This window comes from Methylotetracoccus oryzae, from assembly GCF_006175985.1.
Taxonomy (GTDB): Bacteria; Pseudomonadota; Gammaproteobacteria; order Methylococcales; family Methylococcaceae; genus Methylotetracoccus; species Methylotetracoccus oryzae.
The window spans coordinates 138,178-162,533 of record NZ_SRSH01000011.1; the positions used below are offsets into that span (position 1 = coordinate 138,178).

Below are 24,356 nucleotides of genomic sequence, written 5' to 3' on the forward strand. Positions count from 1 at the left end.
TGTGGAGCGTGAGGCAGCCGGCGCGGCCTGACCCATGTCCCGCCAGCGCTCTCCGGAATCGCCACCCGGTGTCGGCCCAGTTCCGACAGGGTCGCGGGAGAAAGCTGCATTAGTTAGATCTTAACATTACTTTCGCGCTCGCTCGGCACAATCACACTGCCCCGGCTGCTCGGCGTCCGTGCGCGGCATCTCGATAAGCCGGCCCGCGGAACGCTCCGACTCATTCATGGCCGCCGTATGGGACTGCTGCCAGGGTGCCGCGGCGAATCGCATCGGCGCATTCCCGGCTTAGCGCATCGACGGTGCGACTCAGGGCTGCAACACCCGATGCCGGGACGTTGGGCTCGGCCTGCGCGTACAACCGCGACTTGCGGGACAGCACGAGCCCCTCCTTGCGGTAAAGGTCCCAACGGACGTCCAGCAGCGCCCGCCCGTCTTCGCTCAGATGGAATTCGTTGACGCGCAAGCTTAGCTTGAAGTCGACCGACTCGGTCCGGGCCCAGGGATGCACCAAAAACCGCTCGGCCGGCAACTTGGCCGCCAGATCTTCGGCCAACACCCGGGCAAAGTTCTCCCGCAGATTGTCAGCCCAGCGCTCACTATCGCTTAGACGCAATTCCCCGTCGGGCAGGGCCACGACCATCTGCGGGCGGTCGAGATAGCGGGGAAAGCGGATCGGACCCACGCCTACGACGGGCCCGACGGTCTCGGCCGGAACTGCCGCCGGGTCCGGCTGGGCCGTCGCCTGCAGCAGGTAGTAGGACGGAGGCGGCGTCCGGCTGGCGCAGGCAGCCATCAGGGCGGCGGCGCACATCAACGCGAGGCGGCAAATACGTAAGGTCACCATCGGGGTCTCCGGCCGTCCCATTTCGCTCGTCACTGTTTTCCGAACAGCAGCGAATCGGGTTTGCGTTCGAGCGCGTCGGCCAGATCCCGCACGGCCCTCGCCGTTTCCCGCAATTCCACGATCGCCTGATCGAGATTGGAGTCCGGTGCCGTGAAATCCTCTGCCGCATGCAACGTGCCCTGCAGCTTCTTCATGGTCGCGGTCGCCGTCTCAAGGGTGTGCTGGCTCGCGACCAGCGCAGCATCGGTGCGCTTGACCAGCGGTTTCAGTTCTTCCCGCAGATCCTGCACCAAGCCCCGCATTTCGGTGCTCGTCCGACGTGCATCCGAGGCCAGAGGACCGACCTGATGGTTCAGGTTGGCCAGCAGCGCATGCGCATCCCGCAGTGCCAACGCGAGATCCTTGCGCGCCGCTTCCAGATCGTCGGAGGAGACGAACACCCGGATGCGTTCCAGCGTGACCGTCACGTCCCCGAGAATCTTGTCGAAGGGAATCCGCCGAAACTGACGCATCACTTCGTCCAGCGTGTTGCGCAGTTCATCCCCGCGGGCCGGCACACTGGGGATTTCGAGGTAGCCCTGGTAGTCGTGACCGACCAGATGCAGCGGCTCGCCTGGATAGAAGCTCAGTTCGACATAGAGTCGCCCGGTCAGGAAACTCTGCGGTTCCAGCCGCGCCCGCAGGCCGGCATCGATCAGTTTCTGCAGGTTCTCCTTCCGCTTCTGCAGCGTGAAGGCCGGTCGAAACTCCCGCCCCTGCTCATCGCGCAGGGTTTCCAGATCGAGCTCCAGCACGACGGGCTTCAACACCGCGTTGTGGTCGCGGTCGAACATGATGTCGATATCCTTGACGCTGCCGACCTGAACCCCCTGAATCGAAACGGGCGCGCCGATCATCAAGCCGTTCAGCGAGGAATCGAAATAGACCACATAGCTGACTTTCGTCCTGAAGAACTTGCCGCCGCCGAACAGCAGGATGCCACCCACCAACAGGGCCAGGCCACTGAGCACGAACGCGCCGATCAGGCTGGGGCTGACGGGGCGGCTCATACCCTGCCCTCGTCCGCTCTGTCCGGGCCGCGATCGCCCCGGTAGTGCCGGCCACGCGTCAGGAATTCGCGCACGCGCACGTCCGTGGAATCGGCCAGCAAATCCCTGGGATTCCCTGTTGCGATGATGGTCTGGCTCTCGGCATCCAGAAAAATGGAATTGTCGGCAATGGCAAAGATACTCGCGAGTTCGTGCGTCACCACGACGATTGTGGCCCCCAGATTGTCGCGGAGGCTCAGGATGAGGTCATCCAGCCTTTTGGCGCTGAGCGGATCCAGGCCGGCTGAGGGCTCGTCGAAAAAGAGGATGTCGGGATCGAGGGCCATCGCCCGGGCCAGTCCCGCCCGCTTTTGCATGCCGCCGCTAAGCTCGGCCGGGTAATACTCTTCGAAACCGGCCAGTCCCACCAGCGCCAGCTTGAGGCGCGCGATGGCCTCGATCTCGCCGGGGGGCAGGTCCGTGAACTGGCCCAGAGGCAGGGCGACATTCTCGACCAGGGTCATCGAGCTCCACAGGGCACCGCTCTGAAACAACACGCCGGTTTTCCTCAGGATCGCGGCCCGCTCCGACGGCGGCGACTCCCACAGGCTGCGCGCAGCGTAAAAGACCGCTCCTTTGGCCGGCTGCTGCAAGCCCAGCAGATGGCGCAGCAGCGTGCTCTTGCCGCACCCACTACCGCCCATCACGACGAAGATCTCCCCGCGCCGGACGGCAAAGTTCAGATCCCTCTGGATCACGCGATCGGCAAAGGCCATCGTCAGATCTCTGACGGCGATGTAGGCGGTCTCGCCGAGATCGGGATTGGGCTGCATCACAGGCGCAGACGATTGAACACAAGGGTCAGCACCGAATCTGCGACCACGATGAACACGATGCTCGTCACGACGGCGGAGGTCGCGGCATCGCCGACCGCAGACGCGCTGCGCCCGCATTGCATGCCCCGCAGGCATCCGGCAGTACCGACGAGTACGCCGAACACGAGCCCCTTGAACAGTCCGATCAGAAAATGGCGCATCTGGACGACCCGGAGGGTCTCGGTGATGTATTCGGACACGGAGATATCGAAAAAGGCCACCGCGACGATCGCACCGCCGATAATGCCCATCAGCATCGCATACAGGCACAGGATCGGCATCATCGAGATCAGCGCGAGCAGGCGCGGCACCACCAAAAAATCGAAGGTCGATATGCCCATCGCCTTGAAGGCGTCGATCTCCTGATTGACGTTCATGGTGCCCAACTGAGCCGCGAAGGCGGCCCCGGACCGACCCGAAACGATCACCGCGGTCATCAGGGCGCCCATTTCGCGGGTCATGCCCAGTCCGACCAGGTCCGCGATGTAGACCTGGGCACCGAACATCTGCAGCTGCACCGCACCGACGAATGCCAGGATCAGACCGACCAAAAGGCTGATCAACGACACGATTGGCAGTGCCATCGCGCCGCAATCCTGCATCAGACGCAGCAGGTCGACCCGACGAAACCGAGCCTTGCCGACAACGACGCTCCCCATGCTGAGGGTCGCCTCGCCGACGAAGGCCAGGAGGTCCCGGAAATCCTGCACCAGCCACTGGCTCCAACGCCCCACCGCGGCAAGCCAACTCGGATCGTCCGGTTCCCGGCCTGTGTCCATGCGCTCGGGAACGGCGTGGGCGAGCTGCAACAAACTGCATACCCCGCGTGGCAACTGCGCTGTATCCACCGTGATCCCGCGTGACTCGGCGAGATCCGCCAGTCCCATCAACTGGGTCAGAAAGCGGCTGTCCCAGGCGCTGAGCCGCGGAGCCGCCAGCACGAGGATCTGGGGCGTCTTGTCGCTCAGGGCGGCATGCACGGGTGTCAGATCCGGCAAGGCCGACCCGATCCGCCAGTCCCCGCCGAAAGACACCGCGAGACGGCCCGACGCGTCGCGGCGCACGTCTACGAAAGGCGCGTGCGCAGCCGACTCCGCTGGGAACCCGGGTTGCTGTCCGTCGTTCGGGGAAGCCATCGTGGTACCGTAGGCGTAAGAGACGATTGAGCCGGCGGGAGAGTCTTCCGCGGCGCGGGAGAAGCCTCGATTTCAGTCGTTGGCGGCGACATCGCCAGACAACCCCGCCGTCTGCACGCCGGTGGTCGGTGCTCATTTCGGCGCCCACCACGCCGTATAGCCGCCCGCGATTCTGCCAAACGAGACCTGGATTGTCCAAAGCGGTAGGCCCATGGCGAGAATCCGTGTCGCCCTGACGGGGCCGTCCTGAACGCAGGTGCCCGGCGCTCAACCCGCAAGCGGCGTGTCTGACGTAAATAACCGGACATACGATCCCAGGTCTTTGTAATTACTACCCATCACAGCCTGCCGATGGGCCCCGACCGTGCTTTGCGCTCCGCGACATACCTCCAGGCAGGTTATAATCCTGCTCCGTTGAGGAAGCGGTAACCGCTCCGGACCCTCGTGGTACCCCTATGCTGCCACGGAGGCAGCGCCGTATGCGGGGAAAGTCCAGACCTCTCGTAAGAGCTACACGATGACTCAACCGGATCAGGCGCGTAAAGCACACGCTGCAAGCCGCGCTTCCGCAGACACGGACGCAAGGCCAGTTGACTCCGCTCGAGCCTGCTCGACCGCCCCTAACCATTCGCTCCCGGAGGTGACCATCTCGAAGGAGAGGTGCCGCCGCATTCATGCTTGGAACAGCACCGTGAACCGGGGTGACGATTGCATCCTAGCGACTTTTTGAGACAGCATGCCTGACCGGTTTGACGCCATAGATCGACTGCCGTTGTCGAGCGGGAAGCCCCTCCGGACCGTCAGCGCCCGGCTCGCTGACGCCGCAAAGTCGGAGAGATCCAAGCCGCACGCCAGGCCGAGGGGGGTCAAATGAGGAAAGTGGCTCTCGTCGGCTATGCATTCCGTCTACCGGGCGCCAGCACCGACCGTTTGTGGCAGTCGCTCTGCGATGGGAGCAGTCTGGTTAGCACTGTCGACGATGCGCGCTGGGCCAAGGATCACTACCTGCATCCGAATCGCAAGGAGCCCGGCTCGACCTACACCTTTGCCGCCGGCTCCATTGGTGACGTCAGTGGCTTCGATGCCGGCTTCTTCGGCATCTCGCCGCGCGAAGCAGGCCAGATGGATCCGCAACAGCGCCTGCTGCTCGAACTAGCCTGGGAAACACTGGAACATGCCGGCATCCGGCCCAGCGCACTCCAGGGGAGTCACAGTGCCGTCTATATCGGCCTGTCGAGCATTGATTACGCGTACCGACGCGCGGACGATCTCGGTTCCATCGATGCCTCGACGATGACCGGCAACACGGCCAGCATCGCCGCCAACCGGATTTCCTACTTCTTCGATCTGAAGGGACCGAGCGTCACCGTCGACACGGCCTGTTCCTCGACGCTGGTCGCCTTCCATCTCGCCTGTCAGTCCATCCGCAGCGGCGAGTGCACTCAGGCCCTGACCGGCGGCATCAGCCTGCATTTGCACCCGTTCGCCTTCATCGGTTTTTCGAAGGCTTCCATGCTCTCCCCGTCCGGAACCTGCCGTGTGTTCGACGACTCCGGCGACGGCTATGTCCGTTCCGAGGGCGGCGGACTGTTTCTGCTCAAGGATCTGGATGAAGCCATTGCCGACGGCGACCGGGTTCTGGCTGTCGTGGCCGGCTCCGGCAGCAACTGTGACGGGCGCACGCAGGGTCTGACCGTACCGAGTGATGCCGCACAGGCGCGTCTGTTGCGGGAGGTCTACACCGGAGCAGGAGTCAGTCCTGAGGAACTCGATTATCTCGAGGCTCACGGCACGGGAACCCGCGTCGGCGATCCGATCGAAGCAACGGCGATCGGCCGGGCCCTGGGCCAGCGCCGTGCCCCCGACAAACCGCTGCTGATCGGTTCCGTCAAGAGCAATCTGGGTCATCTCGAAGCCGCCTCCGGCGTGGCGGGACTGGTCAAGGCGCTGCTCTGCCTGGAGCACCGGACAGTGCCCCCATCGATCCATCTCCAGACACCCAACACACGCATCCCGTTCGACACGTTGAACATCCGTGTCGTGTCCGCGGTGACATCGATGCCCACGGACAAAACCCTGGTCATCGGGGTCAACTCATTCGGCTTCGGCGGCGCCAACGCGCACGTGATCCTGAAGAGCCCGCCGCCCGGCCGGACCGATACCCGCTCGGATGCCGTCGATGATTTCGCCGCGCCGCTGCTTTTGTCCGGCCGCAGCGACACGGCGGTGCGGACCGCAGCACGGGAGTTCGCCGACTACCTGCAGAACCCGCGGCAATCGCCCTTTTACGATGCCGTCTACACCGCGGCCTTCCACCGCGATCATCACGACCATCGATTGGTTGCGTGGGCCCCGACGCGCGAAGCCTTGGCCGCGATGCTGCAGCGAGCGGTCGGCGCAGAGGACACCCCGGGTGTCAGCTCGGGACGCGCCCTGAGCCGGGCCTCGAAACCGGTTTTCGTCTATTCCGGGAATGGGTCGCAGTGGGCCGGAATGGGGAGAAATCTGCTGCAGAGCGAGCCCGGTTTTCGCCACGCCGTCGAGGAGGTCGATGCACTGTTTTGCGCCCGCGGCGGCTTTTCCATCCTGTCGGAACTGGCCGCGGAAGACGAAGCTCAGCGCCTCGATGCGACCGAAATCGCGCAGCCGCTGCTATTCGCCGTGCAGGTCGGTCTGACGACCCTGCTGCGCGCGTGGGGTGTCGAGGCGATGGCGGTCGTTGGCCATAGTGTCGGTGAAGTCGCGGCAGCCTGGGCCAGTGGCGCGCTGTCCCTGCCCCAGGCGGTCGAGGTCGTCCATGTTCGCAGCCTCGAACAGGGCCACACCCGCGATACCGGCGGCATGACGGCAGTCGGACTGTCGCAGTACGCGATGGGGGAGATCCTGGCCACTTTTCCGCCGGACGAGCGACCCGCCGTCGCCGGGATCAACAGCCCGCGCGGCGTGACCCTGGCAGGCACTCTGGCCGCGCTAAGCCGGGTCGAACGCCTCCTGACGGAGCGGGAAGTCTACTTCCGCCGACTGCCGCTGGACTATCCGTTCCATAGCGCCGCCATGGACCCGCTTCAGGACCGGATCAGGCACAGCCTCGCAGACCTCAGGCCGAAGACAGCGCGCCTGCCCTTCTTCTCGACGGTGACCGGCGGTGCCCTGCCCGGCGACAAGCTCAATGGCAGTTACTGGTGGCGGAACGTTCGCGAACCCGTCCTGTTCCAGACCGCTATCGAAAGCCTGATCGAGCGGGGCGCCAATGTGTTCGTCGAGATCGGTCCCCATGCCGTATTGCGCAACTACATCGGCGATTGCTTGCGGCAAAGCGCGACTGAAGGCCGCGTGATACCGGCCATGCTGCGCATGGACGACCGTGTCGAACGGGTCCGCGACGCCCTGTTTCAGCTCCTGATCGCCGGCAGCCCGGTCGACCTTGGCAAGCTGTTTCCCCACCGCGGTCGTCTGGTCGAGATTCCTCACTACCCCTGGCAGCGCGAGCGCTGCTGGCACCCGATCACCCCGGATGGCTACGACCTGATCCATCGCAGTGCCGAGCATCCGCTGCTTGGCTACCGTCTGGCCGAGAACCCCTGGCAGTGGGAAAACCATCTGGATTGCACCCGATTCCCGGACCTGGCCGATCATCGCATTGGTGAGTCGGTCGTCTTTCCGGCCGCCGGGTTCATTGCGATGGCGCTGGCAGCGGCCGAGTTAAGGTTTGGCGGTGCATCGCAGACCATCGAGGACTTCGAGATCAGGGCCCCGCTCTTGCTCGAGGCCGCGACCTCGAAGACGGTGCGACTTGCCATCGAGGATGAGTACGGCAATTTCTCTATCCGCAGCCGCGAACGATCGGCTGGCGGGCTATGGCACCTCAACGCGGTCGGCCGGCTGCTCACACCCGGCCAAGCCGTCAAGGCCTTGCCGCGCAAGACGCCTCCGCGACGAACACCGGACCTGCTGGCCTCGGCGCACTATGCGGCCTGCCAGTCCCTCGGGCTCATTTATGGCCCCGCCTTTCAGAGCCTGGACAAGATCTGGCTGGGACCGTCGAACGCAATTGCTCAGCTGCGAACGGAGGTCTGCGCCGCAACGACTAGCCGTGCGGAGCCTGTTTCGCTTCCGCAACTGGATGGCTGTTTTCAACTGCTCTTGGGTATCATCGCTCAGGCCCGGACCCGCAACGCGGAGGCCGCTGCCTTCGTCCCGACCGGCGCTGCGCGGATCGTCCAGTACGCCAGCGAACGTCCAGGCGCCCTGGCACAGGCCACCCTTCGGCGGCAAAACCCGAGATCCCTGCTGGGCGACTTTGCGCTCCGGGATGCGCTCGGCACCCCGGTAATGGAACTGGACGGCGTTCGGTTCAGGCAGGTCAATCTCGCGGAGGGCTCGAGCGAGCCGCTCAGACCGCTAAAGTTTTCCGCGGTCGCGATGCCCCTGAGGGCACTCCAGGCCGCCCTGCCAACGACCGATACGCTCTGCGGCAGCGCCCAGGCCGATTTGCACCGCGCAGCGCGCATCCTGGAACGAACGCGTTATTACGACGAAGTCGAGCCGCTCGTCGATGTCCTGTGCACCGCCTTTGCCGAGCGCACACTGCGCTCGCTGTGTCCCGAGGACCAGCCGATCGACCCGGCTCGACTTGCCGCCCACGCGGCCCTGGGATCGGGCATGGGATCCTATGTGCATCGCCTGCTGGAGTTCTTGCAGGAAGATGGGATCATCGAACCTGCCGATGGCGTCTGGCGCTGGTGTCCCGACTCGGGGACGCCGGACCCCGTGGCGGTCTGGGCCAGCCTGATCGGCGATTACCCGGACTACGCAGTGCCGGTCATCACGGCCGGGCGGGTTGGCCTGCATCTCCTCGAATTGCTGACGGGACAGGTCGATGCCGCTGCCCTGGTTCAACCGGGCGACCTGAACCGGGCATCGGTACGAGGAAATGATCCAGGTGCCGGCGATTTTCGCGCAGCCGCAGCCGGCATCGTCCTGACGGCCGCAGCCCAGATGCCGCCGCACCGACGCCTGCGCATCGTCGAAGTGTCCCGCGGACTGGCGCCCCTGGCGCCTTGCGTGCTGACACAGGTCGACCAGACGCGGGTGGATTACCTGATCATCACACCGGCTGATGTCGGTCTGACGGACCGCACTGCCCTGCTCCAGCGCTTCCGTCACCTGCGGACGCGCCAGCTCGACCTGAGCGCAGCGGATGCCCTGTCGCTGGAACCCGACCTGCCCATCGCGGACATCCTCGTGCTGGCGGAAGGCTTCTCCGAACTGGACGATCCCCGTGTTTGGCTGGGTTGCGCGGAGCGGCTGCTGGCCCAGGACGGTCTGCTGCTCGTAATCGACGAATGCCCCTCCCGTCGCGCCGACCTCGTCTGGGGCGCGCAGCAAGACTGGTGGCTTACCGGCATGCACGCGGAACCCGTCTCCCGCCTGCGGTCGGTACACCACTGGAGCGCGCTGGTGGCGAGCTCGGGCTTCGCTCAGACGCGGATAATTCAAGATCTGCCAGGCGTCGAAGCGGGACATTTCCTGCTACTCGCCCGGAGCGCGGCCTGCCCGCCGGAGCCAGTCGTCGATGCGGCGACGGCTGCGCAAACCTGGCTGATCGTCCACGACTCACAACCCACCCGCTACGCACAAGCCCTAGGGAATGCCGTCGCGTCGAAGCTGCGTTCCCTGGGCCATCGGGTGATCGCCGCCCGTCCGGGTCTGGATTTCACGCATGAACCGGAAGAGGACGGTGTCGCGACACAAAAACCCTTGCCGCGCTTCGATGCGCTGCTGACGCAGGGGCGCGACGTAACAGGCATCGTGCTCCTGGGCGACCCCGACGCCGCCGACGATAACCCGGAGAACCGCCTCCAACAGCAACGCCAGCGGAGTGAAGCGACACTCGACATCCTCAACCGGTGCCGCGCACTGGGTCTGAACACCCCGTGCTGGCTGGTCACGCGCGGAGCGGCGGCACACCTCCTGCCCGCCGCAGTGCGTTCCAGCCTGTCAGCTCCCCCTCGCTGCGACGACGCGGCTTTTTGGGGGTTCATGCGCACGGTCATGAATGAATATCCGGACATTCCCATCCGCCTGGTCGATTGTGCCGACCCGGACCGCCTGGAGCGCATGGCGGCTGACCTCGTCGCTGAACTGCTCACGCCACAGGACGAGGATGAGATCGTGCTGACCGGAAGCGGCCGTTTCGCCCCGCGACTCATGGAGACCGGCATGCCGCCGCTGGCTGATACCAGGCAGCCCTCGGCACCGGGTGACGGCGGGCTCAGACTCAATTTTTCGGCTCCGGGACCCTTGAAGAATCTGGTCTGGCGGCGAGTCGCCGCGACGCCGCTCGCCAACGATCAGGTGGAGATTGCGGTCCGGGCGGCCGGACTCAACTTTCGGGATGTCATGTACGCCATGGGCTTGCTGTCGGATGAGGCCGTCGAAGCCGGCTTCGCCGGCCCGACGCTCGGCATGGAACTCTCGGGCACGGTAATCGCGACCGGCAGCGAAGTCCGGGACTTCAAGCCGGGAGACGCCGTGATGGCCTTTGCCCCGGCCAGCTTCGCAACCCGCGCGGTGACACCGGCCGCCGCGGTAGCGCACAAACCCGCGGCGTGGTCCTTCGAAGCTGCGGCGACGGTGCCGATCGCCTTTTTTACGGTGTACTACGCGCTGCGCCATCTGGCGCAACTGGCCGAAGGCGAGCGGATTCTGATCCACGGTGCCGCCGGCGGCGTCGGTATAGCCGCCATTCAGCTTGCTCACTACTGTGGCGCGGAGATCTTCGCGACCGCGGGCTCGGACGAGAAGCGCGACTTCGTTCGCCTGCTCGGCGCGGACCATGTCTTCGACAGCCGCTCGCTGGACTTCGCCGACGAGATTCTCGAGCGAACCGGCGGTGTCGGCGTCGACGTGGTGCTGAACTCGCTGGCCGGCGAGGCCATCCATCGCAATCTAAGGGTTCTGCGGCCTTTCGGTCGTTTCCTCGAGCTCGGCAAACGCGATTTCTACGAGAATACGAAGATCGGGTTGCGGCCATTCCGCAACAACATCGCCTATTTTGGGATCGACGCCGATCAGTTGATGATCGAGCGGCCCGATCTGACGCGCCGGCTCTTTTCCGAGCTTATGGAACTCTTCGAAAGCGAATCGCTGAAACCGCTACCCTATCGCGCCTTCGGGTCGCAGGACATCGTCGACGCGTTCCGACACATGCAGCAGTCGCGGCATATCGGCAAGATCGTCGTCACCATGGAACCGGATGCGGTCCAGTCGACGGACGTAGCGGCGTCGTCACCGCCACTGGTATTGAGCCCGGAAAAAACCTATCTGATCAGCGGCGGCCTGTCCGGGTTCGGCCTCAAGACCGCGGAATGGCTAGTCTCCAGAGGGGCCCGCCATCTGGCGCTGATCAGCCGCAGCGGCGAGGCGTCGAGCGACGGTGAGGCATGGATCGCCGCGATGGCGGCCGAGGGCGTCGACATCCGGTGCCGGGCCTGCGATGTCACCTCCCGCGGTGCGGTCAACGCACTGCTCGCCGATTTGCAACAGCAGGCGGCCGCGCCCCTGGGAGGCGTCATCCATGCGGCCGCAGTGATCGCCGACGGCATGAGTCATGCCCTCACCGGAGAGCAGATCATGCAGGCCTACGCGCCCAAGATCCTCGGCGCACAGGCTTTCGCCGACCATGCCCGCCGCACGCCCCTGGACTTCCTGGTCTTCTTCTCGTCGGCAACGACGCTGTTCGGCAACCCTGGTCAGGCGAACTATGTCGGCGCCAATCATTACCTGGAGGCGCTCGCCGAGGAACTCCGCGCCGAGGGCTTGCGCGCGTATTGCATCGCTTTCGGACCGATCACCGACGCCGGTTACCTGGCCCGACACGACCGGATTCGCCAGAACCTCGAGGAGCGCCTGGGCGGCAAGGCCTTAACGGCCGCCGAAGCGCTGGACTGGCTGGAGCGCATGCTCGCGAACGAGCAATCCGGCTTCGGGGTCGTGAATCTGAACTGGAGCGCCCTGCGCCGGATGATGCCGACGGCAGCCGCCCCAAAGTATCGCGCACTGCTCCCGGATGCCGAAGCGAACGTCGACGACGCCACCGACGCCGAGACCGTTCGCCGCTGGCTCGCGCAAATGCCGGACGAAGAGTTCATTCCCCGCCTGATCGACATACTGAAGCGCGAAGTGGCCGAGATCCTCCGGATCGCTCAGGATCGTCTCGACGAGCACCGCTCGGTGCACGACCTGGGGATGGATTCGCTGATGGGCATGGAACTGATCACCGCTCTCGAAAAGCGAGTGGGCGTCCGGGTGCCGGTCATGCTGCTGAGCGAGGGGCCCAGCATTGCCCGCCTCGCCGAGAGGATCACTCGCCAGTTGCGTGGCGGGAGCAGCGGGGGTGAACCGGCGAACGGCCACTCGCTGGCAGAGGAGGTACGTCACATGGCCGCTGTCCACGCCGAAGAGTTGAGCAGCGAGCACGTCGACGCCATCACTGCGGATGTGCAACAGCGCTTGAAGAACATCAGAACCGGAAGTGGCGGCCCGTGAAGGCAAAAGGCAAAGGCTTGCAGGGTCTCACCAGTCAGCTGAAGGATCATCTCATCCATCAGGCGCTCGAGCGCCGTGCCCGCCGCGTCGACAAGGAGGCTGCGCAACCGGGGCCAACAGGATTGGCCGACGCGCTGTCCGGGCATGACCCGGCAATCCCCGAGCGCTGTTATCGGCTGGCCCTGCATCCGAACTATCAGAAGCTGCGCATCGTCAAGGAGGGTGCGGCCAACCTGGGTATCCCCAACCCGTATTTTCGGGTGCATCAGGGCATCGCCGGACGCACCACGCGCATCGACGGGCACGACTATCTCAATTTCTCCGGCTACGACTATCTGGGGCTGTCCGGGCATCCCGAGATCCGGGCCGCTGCGAAAGCCGCGATCGACCGATACGGCACCTCGGTCTCGGCCAGCCGCCTCGTGTCGGGGGAGCGCCCGATCCATCGCGAATTGGAAGCGGCCCTGGCCGAAAGCCACGGCGTCGAGGATTGCGTCGTGTTCGTCAGCGGGCATGCGACCAACGTCACCGCCGTGGGTTATCTCTTCGGCCCCAAGGACCTGATCGTGCACGACACGCTGATTCACAACAGCGCGTTGCAAGGCATTCAGCTGTCCGGCGCCCGACGCCTGTCGTTCCCGCACAATGACTGGGCGGCACTGGATGCGCTGCTGACGGAGCATCGCCGACGCTACGAGTGCGTCGTGATCATGATCGAGGGCCTGTACAGCATGGACGGGGATTTTCCCGACCTACCCCGTTTCGTCGAGATCAAACAGCGTCATCACTGCTTCCTGATGGTCGATGAAGCGCACTCGTTCGGCGTCATGGGACCGCGTGGCTTCGGGCTCGCCGATCACTTTGGCATGGACGGCCGTGACGTCGATATCTGGATGGGCACGCTAAGCAAGGCGATGGCCAGTTGCGGCGGCTACATTGCCGGAGAAGCCGCCCTGATCGAGCACCTGAAGCTGGCTGCACCCGGCTTCGTCTACAGCGTCGGCATGACGCCGGCTGCGGCCGGCGCCGCCTTGGCGTCATTACGCATCCTGCAGGCCGAACCGGAGCGGGCTGAGCGCCTGCGTGCGCGAGCTCGGCTGTTCCTGAACAGCGCCAAGGCCGAGGGCATCGATACCGGACGCAGCGAAGGCCTGTCGATCATTCCCGCCATCACCGGCAGTTCCATTCGCGCCGGGCGGCTGGTTCAGGCGCTGTTCGAACGCGGTATCAACGTCGCCCCCATCCTCTATCCGGCCGTAGAGGAGAAAGCCGCTCGCCTGCGCTTTTTCATCGGTTGCGAGCACAGCGAAGCCGATGTGCTCCAGGCCGTCGCCGCACTGGCCGAGGAGTACCGCCGCCTGTGAATCCGGTTGAACCGGCACCAACGCCGGTCCGGGTCGTGCTCTGCACCACCGAGGGCATCATCGGCGCGAGCGTGCTGCGCAGCCTGGTGTCCAGCCCGGACATTGCCGTGACCGGAGTGATACTGTCGTCGCGCGTGCTATCGCCGCGGTATGGATGGTCTCGCGGAGCCTGGCAGCAAATCCGGACCAGCGGACTGCGCTACGCGCTCTACCTCTGGTGCGCGACGGGGCTTAGCGATCTGATCGGACGCTGCGGCCCTGCCGGTGCCGTGAGCTCGATCGCGTCCGCGCAGCGGATCCCAATACTGACGACACGCGATTTGAACGCTCAGCCCGGACGCGACTTCATCGCCGCACGGGCACCGGAGGTCTTGCTGTCGGCGTTCTTCAACCAGCGCATCGCCCCAGAGACGTACGCCATCGCACCGAATGGAGGGATCAACATCCACCCCTCACTACTCCCCGACTTTCGCGGGGTCGATCCGGTCTTCTACACCCGCCTGCGCGGCACGGCGCGCTTCGGGGTCAGTGTCCACCGGATCGATGCGGATCTCGACACCGGCGAAATCCTCGCACAGTCCGAGCATGTGCCCGGCCCGGCGGACAGCGTGCTGCGCACCACCCTTGACCTCTATGTGTCCGGAAGCTACCTCGTGACCCAGCGGCTACGGGCGTTTCTGCGGGCGGAGCGGGGACGGTCTCAACAAGATTCCGGCAGCTATTACAGCTGGCCGAGTGCCGCCAACGTGGCGGCCTTGCATGAAACCGGCGGCTGCCTGGTCCGGTGGCAGGACCTCATGGCCTCCCTGACGGGCCGGCCGGGGCAACCGGCAACCGGCTGAAGCACTGCCGACGATTTTCAGCGTCCGGGACTGTTGGGTGGGAGTATCTCGTTGACCGCGCGGTGATGCAGCCGGTGAGCCGCCGCCTTCACGGCCGCCTGCAAGCCCGGCTCGTTGTAGTAGACGCCGCGCAACTGAATCGTCGCTGCGAGCAGGTTCACGAACGCTGCACGGAGCGCCCGATCGGGCGGCGCGCATTCCGACCAGAAGCGATCAAGGCCCTGTTGGAAGGTGAGCCCCTCGATGTCGAAGATCGCGTCACCGAGGGTGATCACCGGGCAGCCGAGATAGATTGCGCGCAGCCCCGACGTGCTGTTGATGGTAACCATACCGACGGCGGTCTTAATTATCCGATCGAGATTCCCGCCGTCGATATAGGCGACGCGCTGCGCGATGCCGAGACGGCGCGCGATCCTACGGACCAGACCGCCCCAGCTGCGCATGCCAGGATCCAGCGGGTGCACCTTGACCAGCAGGCGACTGTCGCGCGGAGCATGCGCCGCGAATGAGGTCAGCACCTTGTCGATGGCCTCGTCCTGATCCTTGAAGGGCGAGTAGGCCCGCAACTGGAAGTCATAGGCCATCTGCAGCGGAAATACGAACACCGGCTTGTTCCCGGCGGTCAGTTTCTGCAAGGCGCGTTCCGCCCGCCGCTGGTTCCATGGCGCGAGCAGCAGTCGCAAGCCGGTTCCCAGGTAGATCAGGACCGGATTGGCCATCTTGTGGCTGCGGTAATGCGGGTAAAGCCACCATAGGAAGTAGTTGGCGAGATGGTAGCCAATGTCCCAAAACGCCATGGTCCAGAAACTGTCCTGATAGCGCCGGGAGCAGTCCGCCTCGGCCAGGCCCTCGGCCAGGCGGCGGATTACCTGGGGATCGCGCGGAACATGCGAACACGCCGACATGCCGTCCCGTTCGAACGTGATCCAGTCGGGCCGGAGATAGCCGAAATCGGTCACCGTGACGGCGATGCCGCGCTCGCTCGCCAGCGCAATCGCCTGTTTGTGATAGTCGCGTTGTTCGCCGAGCAACACGAGATCCGTGATGCGGTGGCGATCCATGAAGCCGGCGATGAACGCCTCCCACTCCGCGAGTCGTCCCCGGTAGCTGACACCCCCGGCGCGCCGCCACAGCATCCAGTCGCCGATGCTCAGGTGGACCGAGTGCACGGCGTGACCACGCTGAGCCAACGCGTCGCCAATTCGCGTGAAAAAAGGCGATATCGGCCCCTGCAGGAACAGAAAGGCGCGCGCGCCTTGAGGGGCTTGGGATTGGGACGCTGTCATTCATCTCCCCGCTGGGCGGCACTGCGCTCGACACGCGGAATTTCGCCTGCTTTCCCTTTGTACCGGCGCAGCGAGTTCATCAAGCCGGTGGCTCTCAGCAGAGCACGCCCGGTGTAGAAAAGCCGGGAGCGCCAGCGCAACGGCAGCGGGAGCCGTGCCGCCGCGAGTTGATCCAGAGCCGACTCGACCGTCTGCAGGTCCCTGCGTGCCCAATCGAAGTACAGGGGATAGGCGATCAGGCTCCCGGCCACCAGTTCGTCAACGGTCAGCCGCCGAGACCGACGCAGGAAGTCGCACCGATCCCGCGTCAGTCCCCAGCCCGCGTAAAAGGGCCTACCGTAGGTATGAACGGGCTTGTCGCGCAGCAGGGCTTCGAATCCGGCCAGAGAGGTCAGCGTGTGGACCTCGTCGACCTGCGCGAAGAGCGAAGCGATGGGGACGTCCGTGACCTCGCGGTCCGCTAACCGCAGCAGATCGTCCGGGTGCACGGCCCCGTTCCGATTGCCCCGCGCGACATCGGGGTGAGGCTTGTAAAGGACGTACGCCTCCGGATTGGCGCGGCGCACCGCCGCCAGCAAGGCCAGGTTGCTCCGGATTTCCCCCCCGCCGCGGACCACGGAGGCGTCCTGGGGAACCTGTCCCGGCACCAGGATGCGCTTACGGTCGGACGGCAATGGGCCAAGGGCGGGCGCGACCCCTCCTTGCTGGTACTTGGTGACACGGTCCAAAACGATGCGCTGACGCAACCTGGCCGCGCGTTGCAGCATCGACGCATCGAAGTCATTGGATTCAAGGAGCCGCTCGAGGTCGCTGTCCGACGCGGGATCGAAGTAGATTCCACCTTGATCGAGGACCATCGAGTAGGGCCAGCTGAAATCCGAACCCAGACCGACAGAACGGATGAATCCATCCTCCATCCTGAGCAGTGGAATGCCTTCCTCGGAGCATTGCAGGGCGAGCCCGGGCGGCTCCTCGCTGGCCCAGACGACGATACCGGCCTCCCTTCTCCTGGCACGCGGCACCGGGTCTTCGCCACGCCCCGTGAATTGCGCGCGGCTATCGAACGTGGCCAGCAACGAGCGGGCGATCGCTCTGCGCCAGAGCGTGAACCCATAACAGACGCTGATTGGGCGGATCGAAGCACGTAGATCGCTGCGCTCCGCTGTGAGAGCGGCGCTGGGACTCAAAATCCGAAACGGCGACGCGAACCAACGCACGGGGCGTCGGCGGAGACCCCCTCTCGTGATCCGCGAACTTGAGCGCCGGTGCGGGCGAGTGACGGGAAAGGAGCGGATTCCTGGATGAACACGAATTCCATCGGTCGGAATTTTACCAGGATACGACCCATTTTGGGGCGTAAACAAACCCGATCAGCCGGGCGGTCGCGTGCAGATCTCGATCCCCACAGCGCCGCGACAGCGGTGAGCCATGGCCCGGGCTGCCAACGGACCATACCCGCGACACTCGGCTTCGAAGTGCAATCCAGACTTCCCTACCCCCGCGTCCACGCCGGGGACCCCGCCTGAGACAGGGCTCCCGCAGGCTCTGCCCGCCCGGCATGGCCGGCATCGAACATGCGGGTTGAGTCTAATGCCATTACCCCTGCGCTGGCGGCAGGGCGTTACCATTCCTGCAACCGGCTACTGCAGCACGCGAAAATTGACCTCGTCGGGCGTCACCAGCGGTACCTTGGTCGCCTTCGTCCGCCAGATCGTTTCCGCGTACTCCGCAATCGTCCGGTCCGAGGAGAACTTCCCGGTGCGGGCCGCGTTCATGATGGACATGTGAACCCAGTGGTCGCGATCCCGGTAGGCCTGATTCACCTGCATCTGGCAATCCGCGTAGGAGGCGAAATCCGCGAGTACCATAAAGGGATCGTGGTATAGCAGACCGTCGATCAGCGGCCGGAACAGGTCCGTGTCTCCCCGCGAGAAAAAGCCATTCCGTATCAGATCCAGAACCTCGCGCAACTCCGGTTGGGTGTGATAGCACTCAACCGGCTTGTAGCCCGAGCTCTTCAGCCGAGCAACCTCCGGGGTGGTCAATCCGAACAGGAAAAAGTTCTCCGAGCCAACCTCCTCGCGGATCTCGATATTGGCCCCGTCCAGCGTACCGATCGTCAGGGCGCCATTCATCGAGAATTTCATATTGCCGGTGCCGGACGCCTCCTTGCCGGCGGTTGAGATTTGCTCGGACAAATCCGCGGCAGGATAGATGGACTGCGCCGTCGTGACATTGAAGTTCGGCACGAACACGACTTTCAAGAGGTTGCGGATCGCTGGATCGCGATTGACGACTTCGCCGACCGCGGTGATCAGCCGGATGATGAGTTTGGCAATGAAATAACCGGGCGCCGCCTTGCCGCCGAAGATGAAGGTACGCGGCTCCATCTCCAAGTTCGGATTGCTTTTGAGCCGGTGATAAAGCGCGATCACATGCAGGATGTTCAGATGCTGCCGCTTGTACTCGTGTATCCGTTTGACCTGAACGTCGAACAACGAATCGGGGTCGATCGAAATACCCGTCTGGGACAACACGTGCCGTGCCAAAATGACCTTGTTCGCCCTTTTGATCTCGGTCCAGGTCTGCCGGAAGGCGGCATCCTCCGCATAGGGTTCAAGCGCGCGCAACCGATCGAGATCGGTGATCCACTCGGGCCCGATCGTCCCGTTCAACAGCCGGGTGAGTTTGGGATTGCTCAGCGCGATCCAGCGCCGCGGCGTCACGCCGTTGGTCTTGTTACTGAATTTCTCCGGCCACAGTTCGAAGAAGTCCTTCAGGACATCCTGTTTCAACAGTTCGGAATGCAATTCGGCCACGCCATTGATCGCGTAGCTGCCGGCGCAGGCGAGATGGGCCATCCGCACGTAGCGTTCACCGGCTTCGTCGATCAGCGACATCCGCGCCACGCGCTGGTCGTCGCCGAGGAAACGCATCCGCACCTCGTCCAGGAAGCGCGCGTTGATCTCGTAAATGATCTCCAGATGCCGCGGCAGCTCAGCCCCGAACATGCCGAGAGGCCACCGCTCCAGGGCTTCGGGGAGCAGGGTGTGATTGGTGTACGCAAAGGTCTGCCGGGTGATCGACCAGGCCGTGTCCCAGTCCATTCCGTGCTCATCCAGGAACAAACGCATCAATTCGGCGACGGCGATGCAAGGGTGGGTATCGTTGAGCTGGATCGTGAATTTTTCGTGAAAGCGCTCGAGCGGGATCTTCTGAACCCGCAGGATCCGGATCATGTCCTGTAGCGAACAGGAGACGAAAAAGAACTGCTGCTCCAGCCGCAGCGTCTTGCCCTGAATCTGCTCGTCATTCGGATAAAGCACCTTGGTCAGATTTTCCGAAGCGATCTTCTGATTGACAGCACCGTAATAGTCACCGCGGTTGAACACTTCGAAATCGAAAGATTCAGGCGCCTCCGCGCGCCACAGCCGCAGCGTGTTGGCGGTGTTGTTGCGGTAGCCCAGGATCGGGGTGTCATAGGGTATCCCCAGCACCACCTTCGCCGGCACCCAGCGTACGCGGCTGCGTCCGCGCTCGTCGATGAAGGTTTCCGTGTAGCCGCCCAGCTTGACCTCGACCGCCCATTCGGCCCGAATGATCTCCCAGGGATTGCCGTAACGCAGCCATTTGTCGGTCTTTTCGACCTGCCAGCCATCGACGATCTGCTGATCGAAGATGCCGAACTCGTAGCGGATGCCATAGCCGAGCGACGGAATTTCCAGCGTCGCCATCGAGTCCAGGAAACAGGCCGCCAGACGCCCCAGGCCGCCATTCCCGAGACCCGGCTCTTCCTCTTCCGCCAACAGGTCGTCGAGTTTCAGACCGAGTTCCTGCATGGCTTCATCGACGACCTCGTACAAGCCGAGATTGATCAGGTTATTGCCGAGATGCGGACCCATCAGGAATTCGGCCGACAAATAGGCGACGGTCCGAGAACCCTCGGTCGTGTACGCTGCGGCCGTGCTGACCCAGCGGTGCAGCATGCGATCTCGCACGGTGTGCGCCAAAGCCATGTAGTAGTCGTTGCGGGTGGCGAGCGCGGGAAACTTCCCCTGGATGTAAAGCAGGTGATCCCAGAATGCCTTCTTGATCGACTCCGGTGTGGAGCCGGTCCGATCCGTGCTGATGTCGACTTCCTGTGATGCGAGTAAGGACGTTTTGCCCATGGAGTGTCGTGTTGGTAGCTATGGGAGAGGTTTCTATGGGCGCTAGCAACTTCCGTACACACGCCCCGGGTGGGCTGCCGCCGTCTCGCCGGATGCGACGAGGCGCCGTGCCTGTTGGTAACTTGCCAGCGGAAAGTGTCGATGCGCCGCGCAAGGCGACGCACCAATTTAGATCCTTGCAACCGGGACGAGAGTCCCAAACTGGAGCGCGGGAGAAGCCCGCTGCAATCGGGCATCAATGGTCGCAACAAGCCATCTGGCGACGACGGCCCCTAGGCTGACGGTGGATCCTGGAGATCCGACGGCGGCATCCGGATCGTGGATTGTTGCGAGGGTACCGCCGGATCCGAATCAGTTCGCCGGATCAACTGACCTCGACGGCCGGCTCTTCGGCCTCACCGCCGATGGCAGCCGCGGCGGCCGTCGCCGCTGCTGTCAGGAGTCCGCCTACGCCTTTTGGCAGCATGCTGGTGATGCTGCCTTTCTGTTTGGCGAACAGGCCGACGAGCCAGCTGAGGCTCAGACCCTTGCGGGTGATTAGGCGCTTCAGGGCACCCAGCGCCACCGGGGCAAGGAAACCAAGCAGCGTCTTCACCTTGCCGGAGCCGAGACCCGCCGCACCGGCGACGCCGGCGATGACGGTGGTCAGCAGGTTTTCGCCAAACAGCGAGGTCAACAAACCGCCGCCTGTTTCCGACACCTTCTCCGCTTCATCACCCTTGAAGACAGAGCCCAGCTTGTCCAGGAGACCGTCGTCCACCTGATCGAGAATCGTGCCAAAAAGCGACGAGCCCTCCGGCTCGGCGACTTTCTCGGCAAGGCCCGCCAGAATCGTCGGGACGAGCCCACTGGTGACTTCATGTGTCTTCTCGGGGCTTTCGCCAATCCAGGACCCCAACTGCTCCAGCACGGGTCCTTTCAGATTTTCCATCACGGCATCGATCAAATTGATGGCCATCGGTGTTCCTCGCTCCTGTATTTTTCGACCTTATGTTTGCTCGCTGATCGCCGCGCACAGAGCGTTGCCACTGCAACGGCCCTGCCGAGGGGCGCGGCTAGTAAAGAGGGCTTTGTCATCCCTGTCAACGTGCGGAGGGACAGCCGAACGGCCTCCGGCCGTGGACGTCGGATCACGACTCGGTGAGTTCCCGCACCAGGGCGGTGAGCTCGGCGAAACCGTCGAGCACCCAGTCGGGGCGAAAGGGCCCGGAATCCGCCTCGTGCCGCTGGCTGACGCCGGTCAGCAGCAAAACCGTGCGCATGCCCGCCGCGGCGCCCGCCGGGATATCCGTCATGACGTTGTCCCCGACCGCCAACACGTCTTCCGCCGCGAGCCCCATGCGCGCCAACGCCATTTCCATGATCAGCTTCTCGGGCTTTCCGATCACCAACGGCTTGACCCCCGAGGCGGCTTCGACGGCCGCGACAATCGAACCGGTGCCCGGATTGAGACCCGTCGCTACCTTGAGCACCTTGTCCGGGTTGGTCGCGATGAAGGTCGCCCCGCCGGCGATCAGGTTGCAGGCCGTCGTCAGTTTCTCGTAACTGAACTGCCGGTCCAGGCTGACGATCACATAGTCCGGGTCGCGGTCGGTGATGTCGATTCCCGCCTTGGAGAGTTCCGAGGTCAGCCCTTCCTCTCCGATCACGTAGGCGCTACCGCTTTTCAGGTACTGCACTGCGGCCTGGGACGAGGTCAGCACATGCTCGACCTCACAAGGGATCCCGTACTCCTGCAGATGCCCGGCCACGTCCTCGGGCTTCCGGTTCGACCGATTGGTGACGAACAGGCACTGAATGCCTTTTTCGGCAAGAAATGCCACGAAGTCTGACGCACCGGGGACTTGTTGCGAACCGAGGTATACGGTTCCATCGAGATCGAGAATGACGCCGGTCAACACGCTGGTTTTCCCCTTTTCTGAATGAAATTGCAGGTATGTCCGAGTGTATCTTCCCCAACTTCGAGCCGGCGTCAACCGGAAGCCTCCGGCAACTCTGTCCCCCTCCTCACTTTGGGAGATTACTCTGCTAGCATATGGCCCGGCGTCGACCGGCCCCCGGTTGCTCTGCGCATATCAGACCGTCGCCCGCCCCAGTGACCTCAGCGGGTCGTACTTCACGAGACCGTCGGGAACGAACATGAATCCATTGGAGCACCATCATGGCTAGACCTCTAATTCAGTTGGCATTGGACACGCTCGACATCGCTCAGACGATGAAGCTGGCGGCCTTGACGGCCCCCTATGTCGACATTTTTGAAATCGGCACGCCCAGCATCAAGCACAACGGCATCGCCATCGTCGCCGAGATGAAGAAGCGCTTCCCGGACAAGCTGGTTCTGGTCGATCTGAAGACCATGGATGCCGGTGAATACGAAGCCGCCCCGTTCTACGCCGCCGGCGCCGACATTTGCACCGTGCTGGGCGTTTCGGGTTCCCCGACCATCGCCGGTGTCGTCAAGGCCGCCAATGCCCACAATGCCGAGGTTCAGGTTGACCTGATCAACGTGCCGGACAAACTCGCGTGCGCGCGCGAAGCGGCACGTCTCGGCGCGCAGATCGTCGGCGTCCACACGGGCCTCGACGCTCAGGCAGCCGGTCAGACGCCCTTCGCCGATTTGCAGGCGGTCGCCAAGTTGGGTCTGCCGGTGCGTATTTCGGTCGCGGGCGGCATCAATCAGTCCACGGCGACCAGGGTCGCCAAGGCCGGCGCGAACATCGTCGTCGTCGGCGCCGCGATCTACGGCGCGAAGTCACCGGGAGACGCCGCGCGCGAGATCCGCGAACTGCTCGATGCCAACCACCACAAGTTCATCATGGGCAAGATCGGCAGTGTTCTGGCTGCCACGGATCGTACCTACGACGCCAAGTTGACGAACCTGCTGGACCGCAGCAAGCGTATTTTCGTGGCGGGTGCTGGCCGCTCCGGACTGATCGCGAAGTTCTTCGGCATGCGTCTGATGCATGGCGGATATGAATGCTACGTCGTGGGCGAGATCGTCACACCCAGCATTCGGGCCGGGGATTTGCTGATCGTGATTTCGGGGTCGGGCGAGACCGAAACCATGCTGGCCTTCGTCAAGAAGGCCAAGGAACAGGGCGCGACCATCGCCCTGATCAGCACCAAAAAGAGCTCCACGATGGGCGACATGGCCAACGTGGTGTTCCAGATCGGCACGCCGGAGCAGTACAGCCGCATCGTCGGCATGCCGATGGGCACGACCTTCGAGCTTTCGACGCTCCTGTTCCTCGAGGCGACGATCTCGCATGTGATCCATGCCAAGAAGATTCCCGAGGAGCAGATGCGCACCCGGCACGCCAACCTCGAATAAGGCGACCCGCCTGCCGCTGACATCAGGGGACCACCGGGCGCCGTGGGCGCCCCGGTGGTCCGCCTTTAAATCTCACACAGCGACAATCACCCGATTAACACCGCGCCAGAGCTTGGTCCCGTGAGTGCACTGAAGCCTCCGGGAAAGCTCACTGGTCGAGCCGGATCCGGTCGTCCAGCCAGTGGCCCCAAATCGGCTTGTATTCGCAATCGGTCGGCTTGAAATCTCACGAGAGGATCGACCGGGCGCGCCGAAGGCCGCCGTTCATCGGTTGCACCAGACCGAGGTGATCGTATGACGTTATTGCGGTAACCTGCTGAAGCTGGTCGCTGGTGGTTTCCCGTTGGCGCCGCGGTTACCGCCCGCAGCGACTGGGGCCGCGCGGCGCGCTGAAGAAACAGAGGCAGGGGGAGGCTGGAAACGAAATGGCTAGGCAGTCACCGCGGGCTTAAGCCGCTCAATCGTAGCCGAGGCCATGTTCCTTTTCGCCTTCCGGCACTGGCTCTGGCGACACCGGTGGCTCGCCGGAATTCAGACAATGTCGGCTGAGGATGATCGTTGCAAAGCCCGTGACCAGAAATACGATCCACCCGACCATCATTCGGACCAGCCCCTCAAGCAGTTCCACGGTTCCGACCGTTTCGCCCAGGGTCTGTTCGAGGATCTCGCCCACCCCAAGCGCAACCCCCTGATACAAACCGAAATAGGCGGCAGCGCCAAACCCGAGTAGCGCCACGAGGCCGGCCTCAACGCCGCGCGTGTCAAGCCGAAACGCCTCGGCCCAGGAAGGGCGTGAGCGCGTGCGTGCGGAAAGGCTACGAGAGCCACTGATGCGGTAGCGCAACGGCAGCGGAAAGTCATGATCCGCTGGCGTCGGCCGCCGGCCAACGAGTGGATCGAATCCAGTGAGGCACTTCGTAGCCATGGC

The 24,356-nt window shown here is 64.0% G+C and carries 14 protein-coding genes; 4 read left to right on the forward strand and 10 right to left on the reverse strand.

Features of this window, described 5'->3' with window-relative positions; translation table 11 throughout:
* Positions 1 to 220: 220 nt before the first annotated feature.
* From BWR02_RS12730 to BWR02_RS12745, 4 genes are read right to left on the reverse strand one after another with little or no spacing between them, the layout of a single operon-like run.
* Positions 221 to 847 (reverse strand): PqiC family protein, encoded by a 627-nt coding sequence (locus BWR02_RS12730; protein ID WP_162560129.1) that lies wholly within the window; start codon positions 845 to 847, stop codon positions 221 to 223.
* Positions 848 to 876: 29 nt separating this feature from the next.
* Positions 877 to 1,896 carry an MlaD family protein gene (locus BWR02_RS12735; RefSeq protein ID WP_139558132.1) on the reverse strand — a complete coding sequence of 340 codons (1,020 nt, stop codon included), beginning with the start codon at positions 1,894 to 1,896 and terminating at the stop codon, positions 877 to 879.
* The gene (locus BWR02_RS12740; protein WP_139558133.1) at positions 1,893 to 2,708 is read right to left on the reverse strand and encodes an ABC transporter ATP-binding protein; all 816 of its coding nucleotides are present in this window, start codon (positions 2,706 to 2,708) and stop codon (positions 1,893 to 1,895) included. The genes BWR02_RS12735 and BWR02_RS12740 overlap by 4 nt, the downstream gene beginning before the upstream one ends.
* A complete protein-coding gene (locus BWR02_RS12745) occupies positions 2,708 to 3,886 on the reverse strand; it encodes an MlaE family ABC transporter permease (RefSeq protein ID WP_139558134.1) in 1,179 nt (392 codons plus the stop codon). The genes BWR02_RS12740 and BWR02_RS12745 overlap by 1 nt, the downstream gene beginning before the upstream one ends.
* Positions 3,887 to 4,756: 870 nt before the next feature.
* Here BWR02_RS12745 and BWR02_RS12750 point away from each other — a divergent pair.
* Genes BWR02_RS12750 through BWR02_RS12760 form a run of 3 tightly spaced genes read left to right on the forward strand, consistent with a single transcriptional unit; the run spans position 4,757 to position 14,642 of the window.
* Positions 4,757 to 12,436 (forward strand): type I polyketide synthase, encoded by a 7,680-nt coding sequence (locus BWR02_RS12750; protein WP_139558135.1) that lies wholly within the window; start codon positions 4,757 to 4,759, stop codon positions 12,434 to 12,436.
* A complete protein-coding gene (locus BWR02_RS12755) occupies positions 12,433 to 13,800 on the forward strand; it encodes an aminotransferase class I/II-fold pyridoxal phosphate-dependent enzyme (RefSeq protein ID WP_139558136.1) in 1,368 nt (455 codons plus the stop codon). The genes BWR02_RS12750 and BWR02_RS12755 overlap by 4 nt, the downstream gene beginning before the upstream one ends.
* Positions 13,797 to 14,642, forward strand: coding sequence for a formyltransferase family protein (locus BWR02_RS12760; RefSeq protein WP_162560130.1), 846 nt, complete (start codon positions 13,797 to 13,799; stop codon positions 14,640 to 14,642). The genes BWR02_RS12755 and BWR02_RS12760 overlap by 4 nt, the downstream gene beginning before the upstream one ends.
* 17 nt (positions 14,643 to 14,659) lie before the next feature.
* Here BWR02_RS12760 and BWR02_RS12765 read toward each other — a convergent pair whose 3' ends face one another.
* The 5 genes from BWR02_RS12765 to BWR02_RS12785 all read right to left on the reverse strand — a co-directional run bounded on the left by BWR02_RS12765 (position 14,660) and on the right by BWR02_RS12785 (position 21,998).
* Entirely contained in the window at positions 14,660 to 15,928 is a 1,269-nt protein-coding gene (locus BWR02_RS12765; RefSeq protein WP_139558138.1) for a capsule polysaccharide biogenesis protein, read from the reverse strand.
* Positions 15,925 to 17,115 carry a capsular polysaccharide export protein, LipB/KpsS family gene (locus BWR02_RS12770; protein ID WP_162560131.1) on the reverse strand — a complete coding sequence of 397 codons (1,191 nt, stop codon included), beginning with the start codon at positions 17,113 to 17,115 and terminating at the stop codon, positions 15,925 to 15,927. The genes BWR02_RS12765 and BWR02_RS12770 overlap by 4 nt, the downstream gene beginning before the upstream one ends.
* 453 nt (positions 17,116 to 17,568) lie before the next feature.
* Positions 17,569 to 20,097 (reverse strand): glycogen/starch/alpha-glucan phosphorylase, encoded by a 2,529-nt coding sequence (locus BWR02_RS12775; RefSeq protein ID WP_139558140.1) that lies wholly within the window; start codon positions 20,095 to 20,097, stop codon positions 17,569 to 17,571.
* A 364-nt stretch (positions 20,098 to 20,461) separates the two neighbouring features.
* Complete coding sequence (locus tag BWR02_RS12780) at positions 20,462 to 21,055, reverse strand: DUF937 domain-containing protein (RefSeq protein WP_139558141.1); 594 nt, start codon at positions 21,053 to 21,055, stop codon at positions 20,462 to 20,464.
* A 172-nt stretch (positions 21,056 to 21,227) separates the two neighbouring features.
* Positions 21,228 to 21,998, reverse strand: a complete 771-nt coding sequence (locus tag BWR02_RS12785; protein WP_162560132.1) for an HAD-IIA family hydrolase — start codon at positions 21,996 to 21,998, stop codon at positions 21,228 to 21,230.
* Between the two features lie 260 nt (positions 21,999 to 22,258).
* On the opposite strand from BWR02_RS12785, the gene hxlAB reads away from it, so the two are divergent.
* Positions 22,259 to 23,428, forward strand: coding sequence for a bifunctional 3-hexulose-6-phosphate synthase/6-phospho-3-hexuloisomerase (hxlAB, locus tag BWR02_RS12790; RefSeq protein WP_139558143.1), 1,170 nt, complete (start codon positions 22,259 to 22,261; stop codon positions 23,426 to 23,428).
* A 457-nt stretch (positions 23,429 to 23,885) separates the two neighbouring features.
* Here the strand turns inward: hxlAB and BWR02_RS20905 are convergent, their stop codons facing one another.
* On the reverse strand, positions 23,886 to 24,353 hold the full coding sequence (locus BWR02_RS20905) for a hypothetical protein (protein WP_162560133.1): 468 nt from the start codon (positions 24,351 to 24,353) through the stop codon (positions 23,886 to 23,888).
* Positions 24,354 to 24,356 lie beyond the last annotated feature (3 nt).

Excerpts from the sequence above, each read along its gene's own strand:
- BWR02_RS12730 (WP_162560129.1), bottom strand. The coding sequence starts at position 847 with ATGGTGACCTTACGTATTTGCCGCCTCGCGTTGATGTGCGCCGCCGCC.
- BWR02_RS12735 (WP_139558132.1), bottom strand. The coding sequence starts at position 1,896 with ATGAGCCGCCCCGTCAGCCCCAGCCTGATCGGCGCGTTCGTGCTCAGT.
- BWR02_RS12740 (WP_139558133.1), bottom strand. The coding sequence starts at position 2,708 with ATGCAGCCCAATCCCGATCTCGGCGAGACCGCCTACATCGCCGTCAGA.
- BWR02_RS12745 (WP_139558134.1), bottom strand. The coding sequence starts at position 3,886 with ATGGCTTCCCCGAACGACGGACAGCAACCCGGGTTCCCAGCGGAGTCG.
- BWR02_RS12750 (WP_139558135.1), top strand. The coding sequence starts at position 4,757 with ATGAGGAAAGTGGCTCTCGTCGGCTATGCATTCCGTCTACCGGGCGCC.
- BWR02_RS12765 (WP_139558138.1), bottom strand. The coding sequence starts at position 15,928 with ATGACAGCGTCCCAATCCCAAGCCCCTCAAGGCGCGCGCGCCTTTCTG.
- BWR02_RS12775 (WP_139558140.1), bottom strand. The coding sequence starts at position 20,097 with ATGGGCAAAACGTCCTTACTCGCATCACAGGAAGTCGACATCAGCACG.
- BWR02_RS12780 (WP_139558141.1), bottom strand. The coding sequence starts at position 21,055 with ATGGCCATCAATTTGATCGATGCCGTGATGGAAAATCTGAAAGGACCC.
- hxlAB (WP_139558143.1), top strand. The coding sequence starts at position 22,259 with ATGGCTAGACCTCTAATTCAGTTGGCATTGGACACGCTCGACATCGCT.
- BWR02_RS20905 (WP_162560133.1), bottom strand. The coding sequence starts at position 24,353 with ATGGCTACGAAGTGCCTCACTGGATTCGATCCACTCGTTGGCCGGCGG.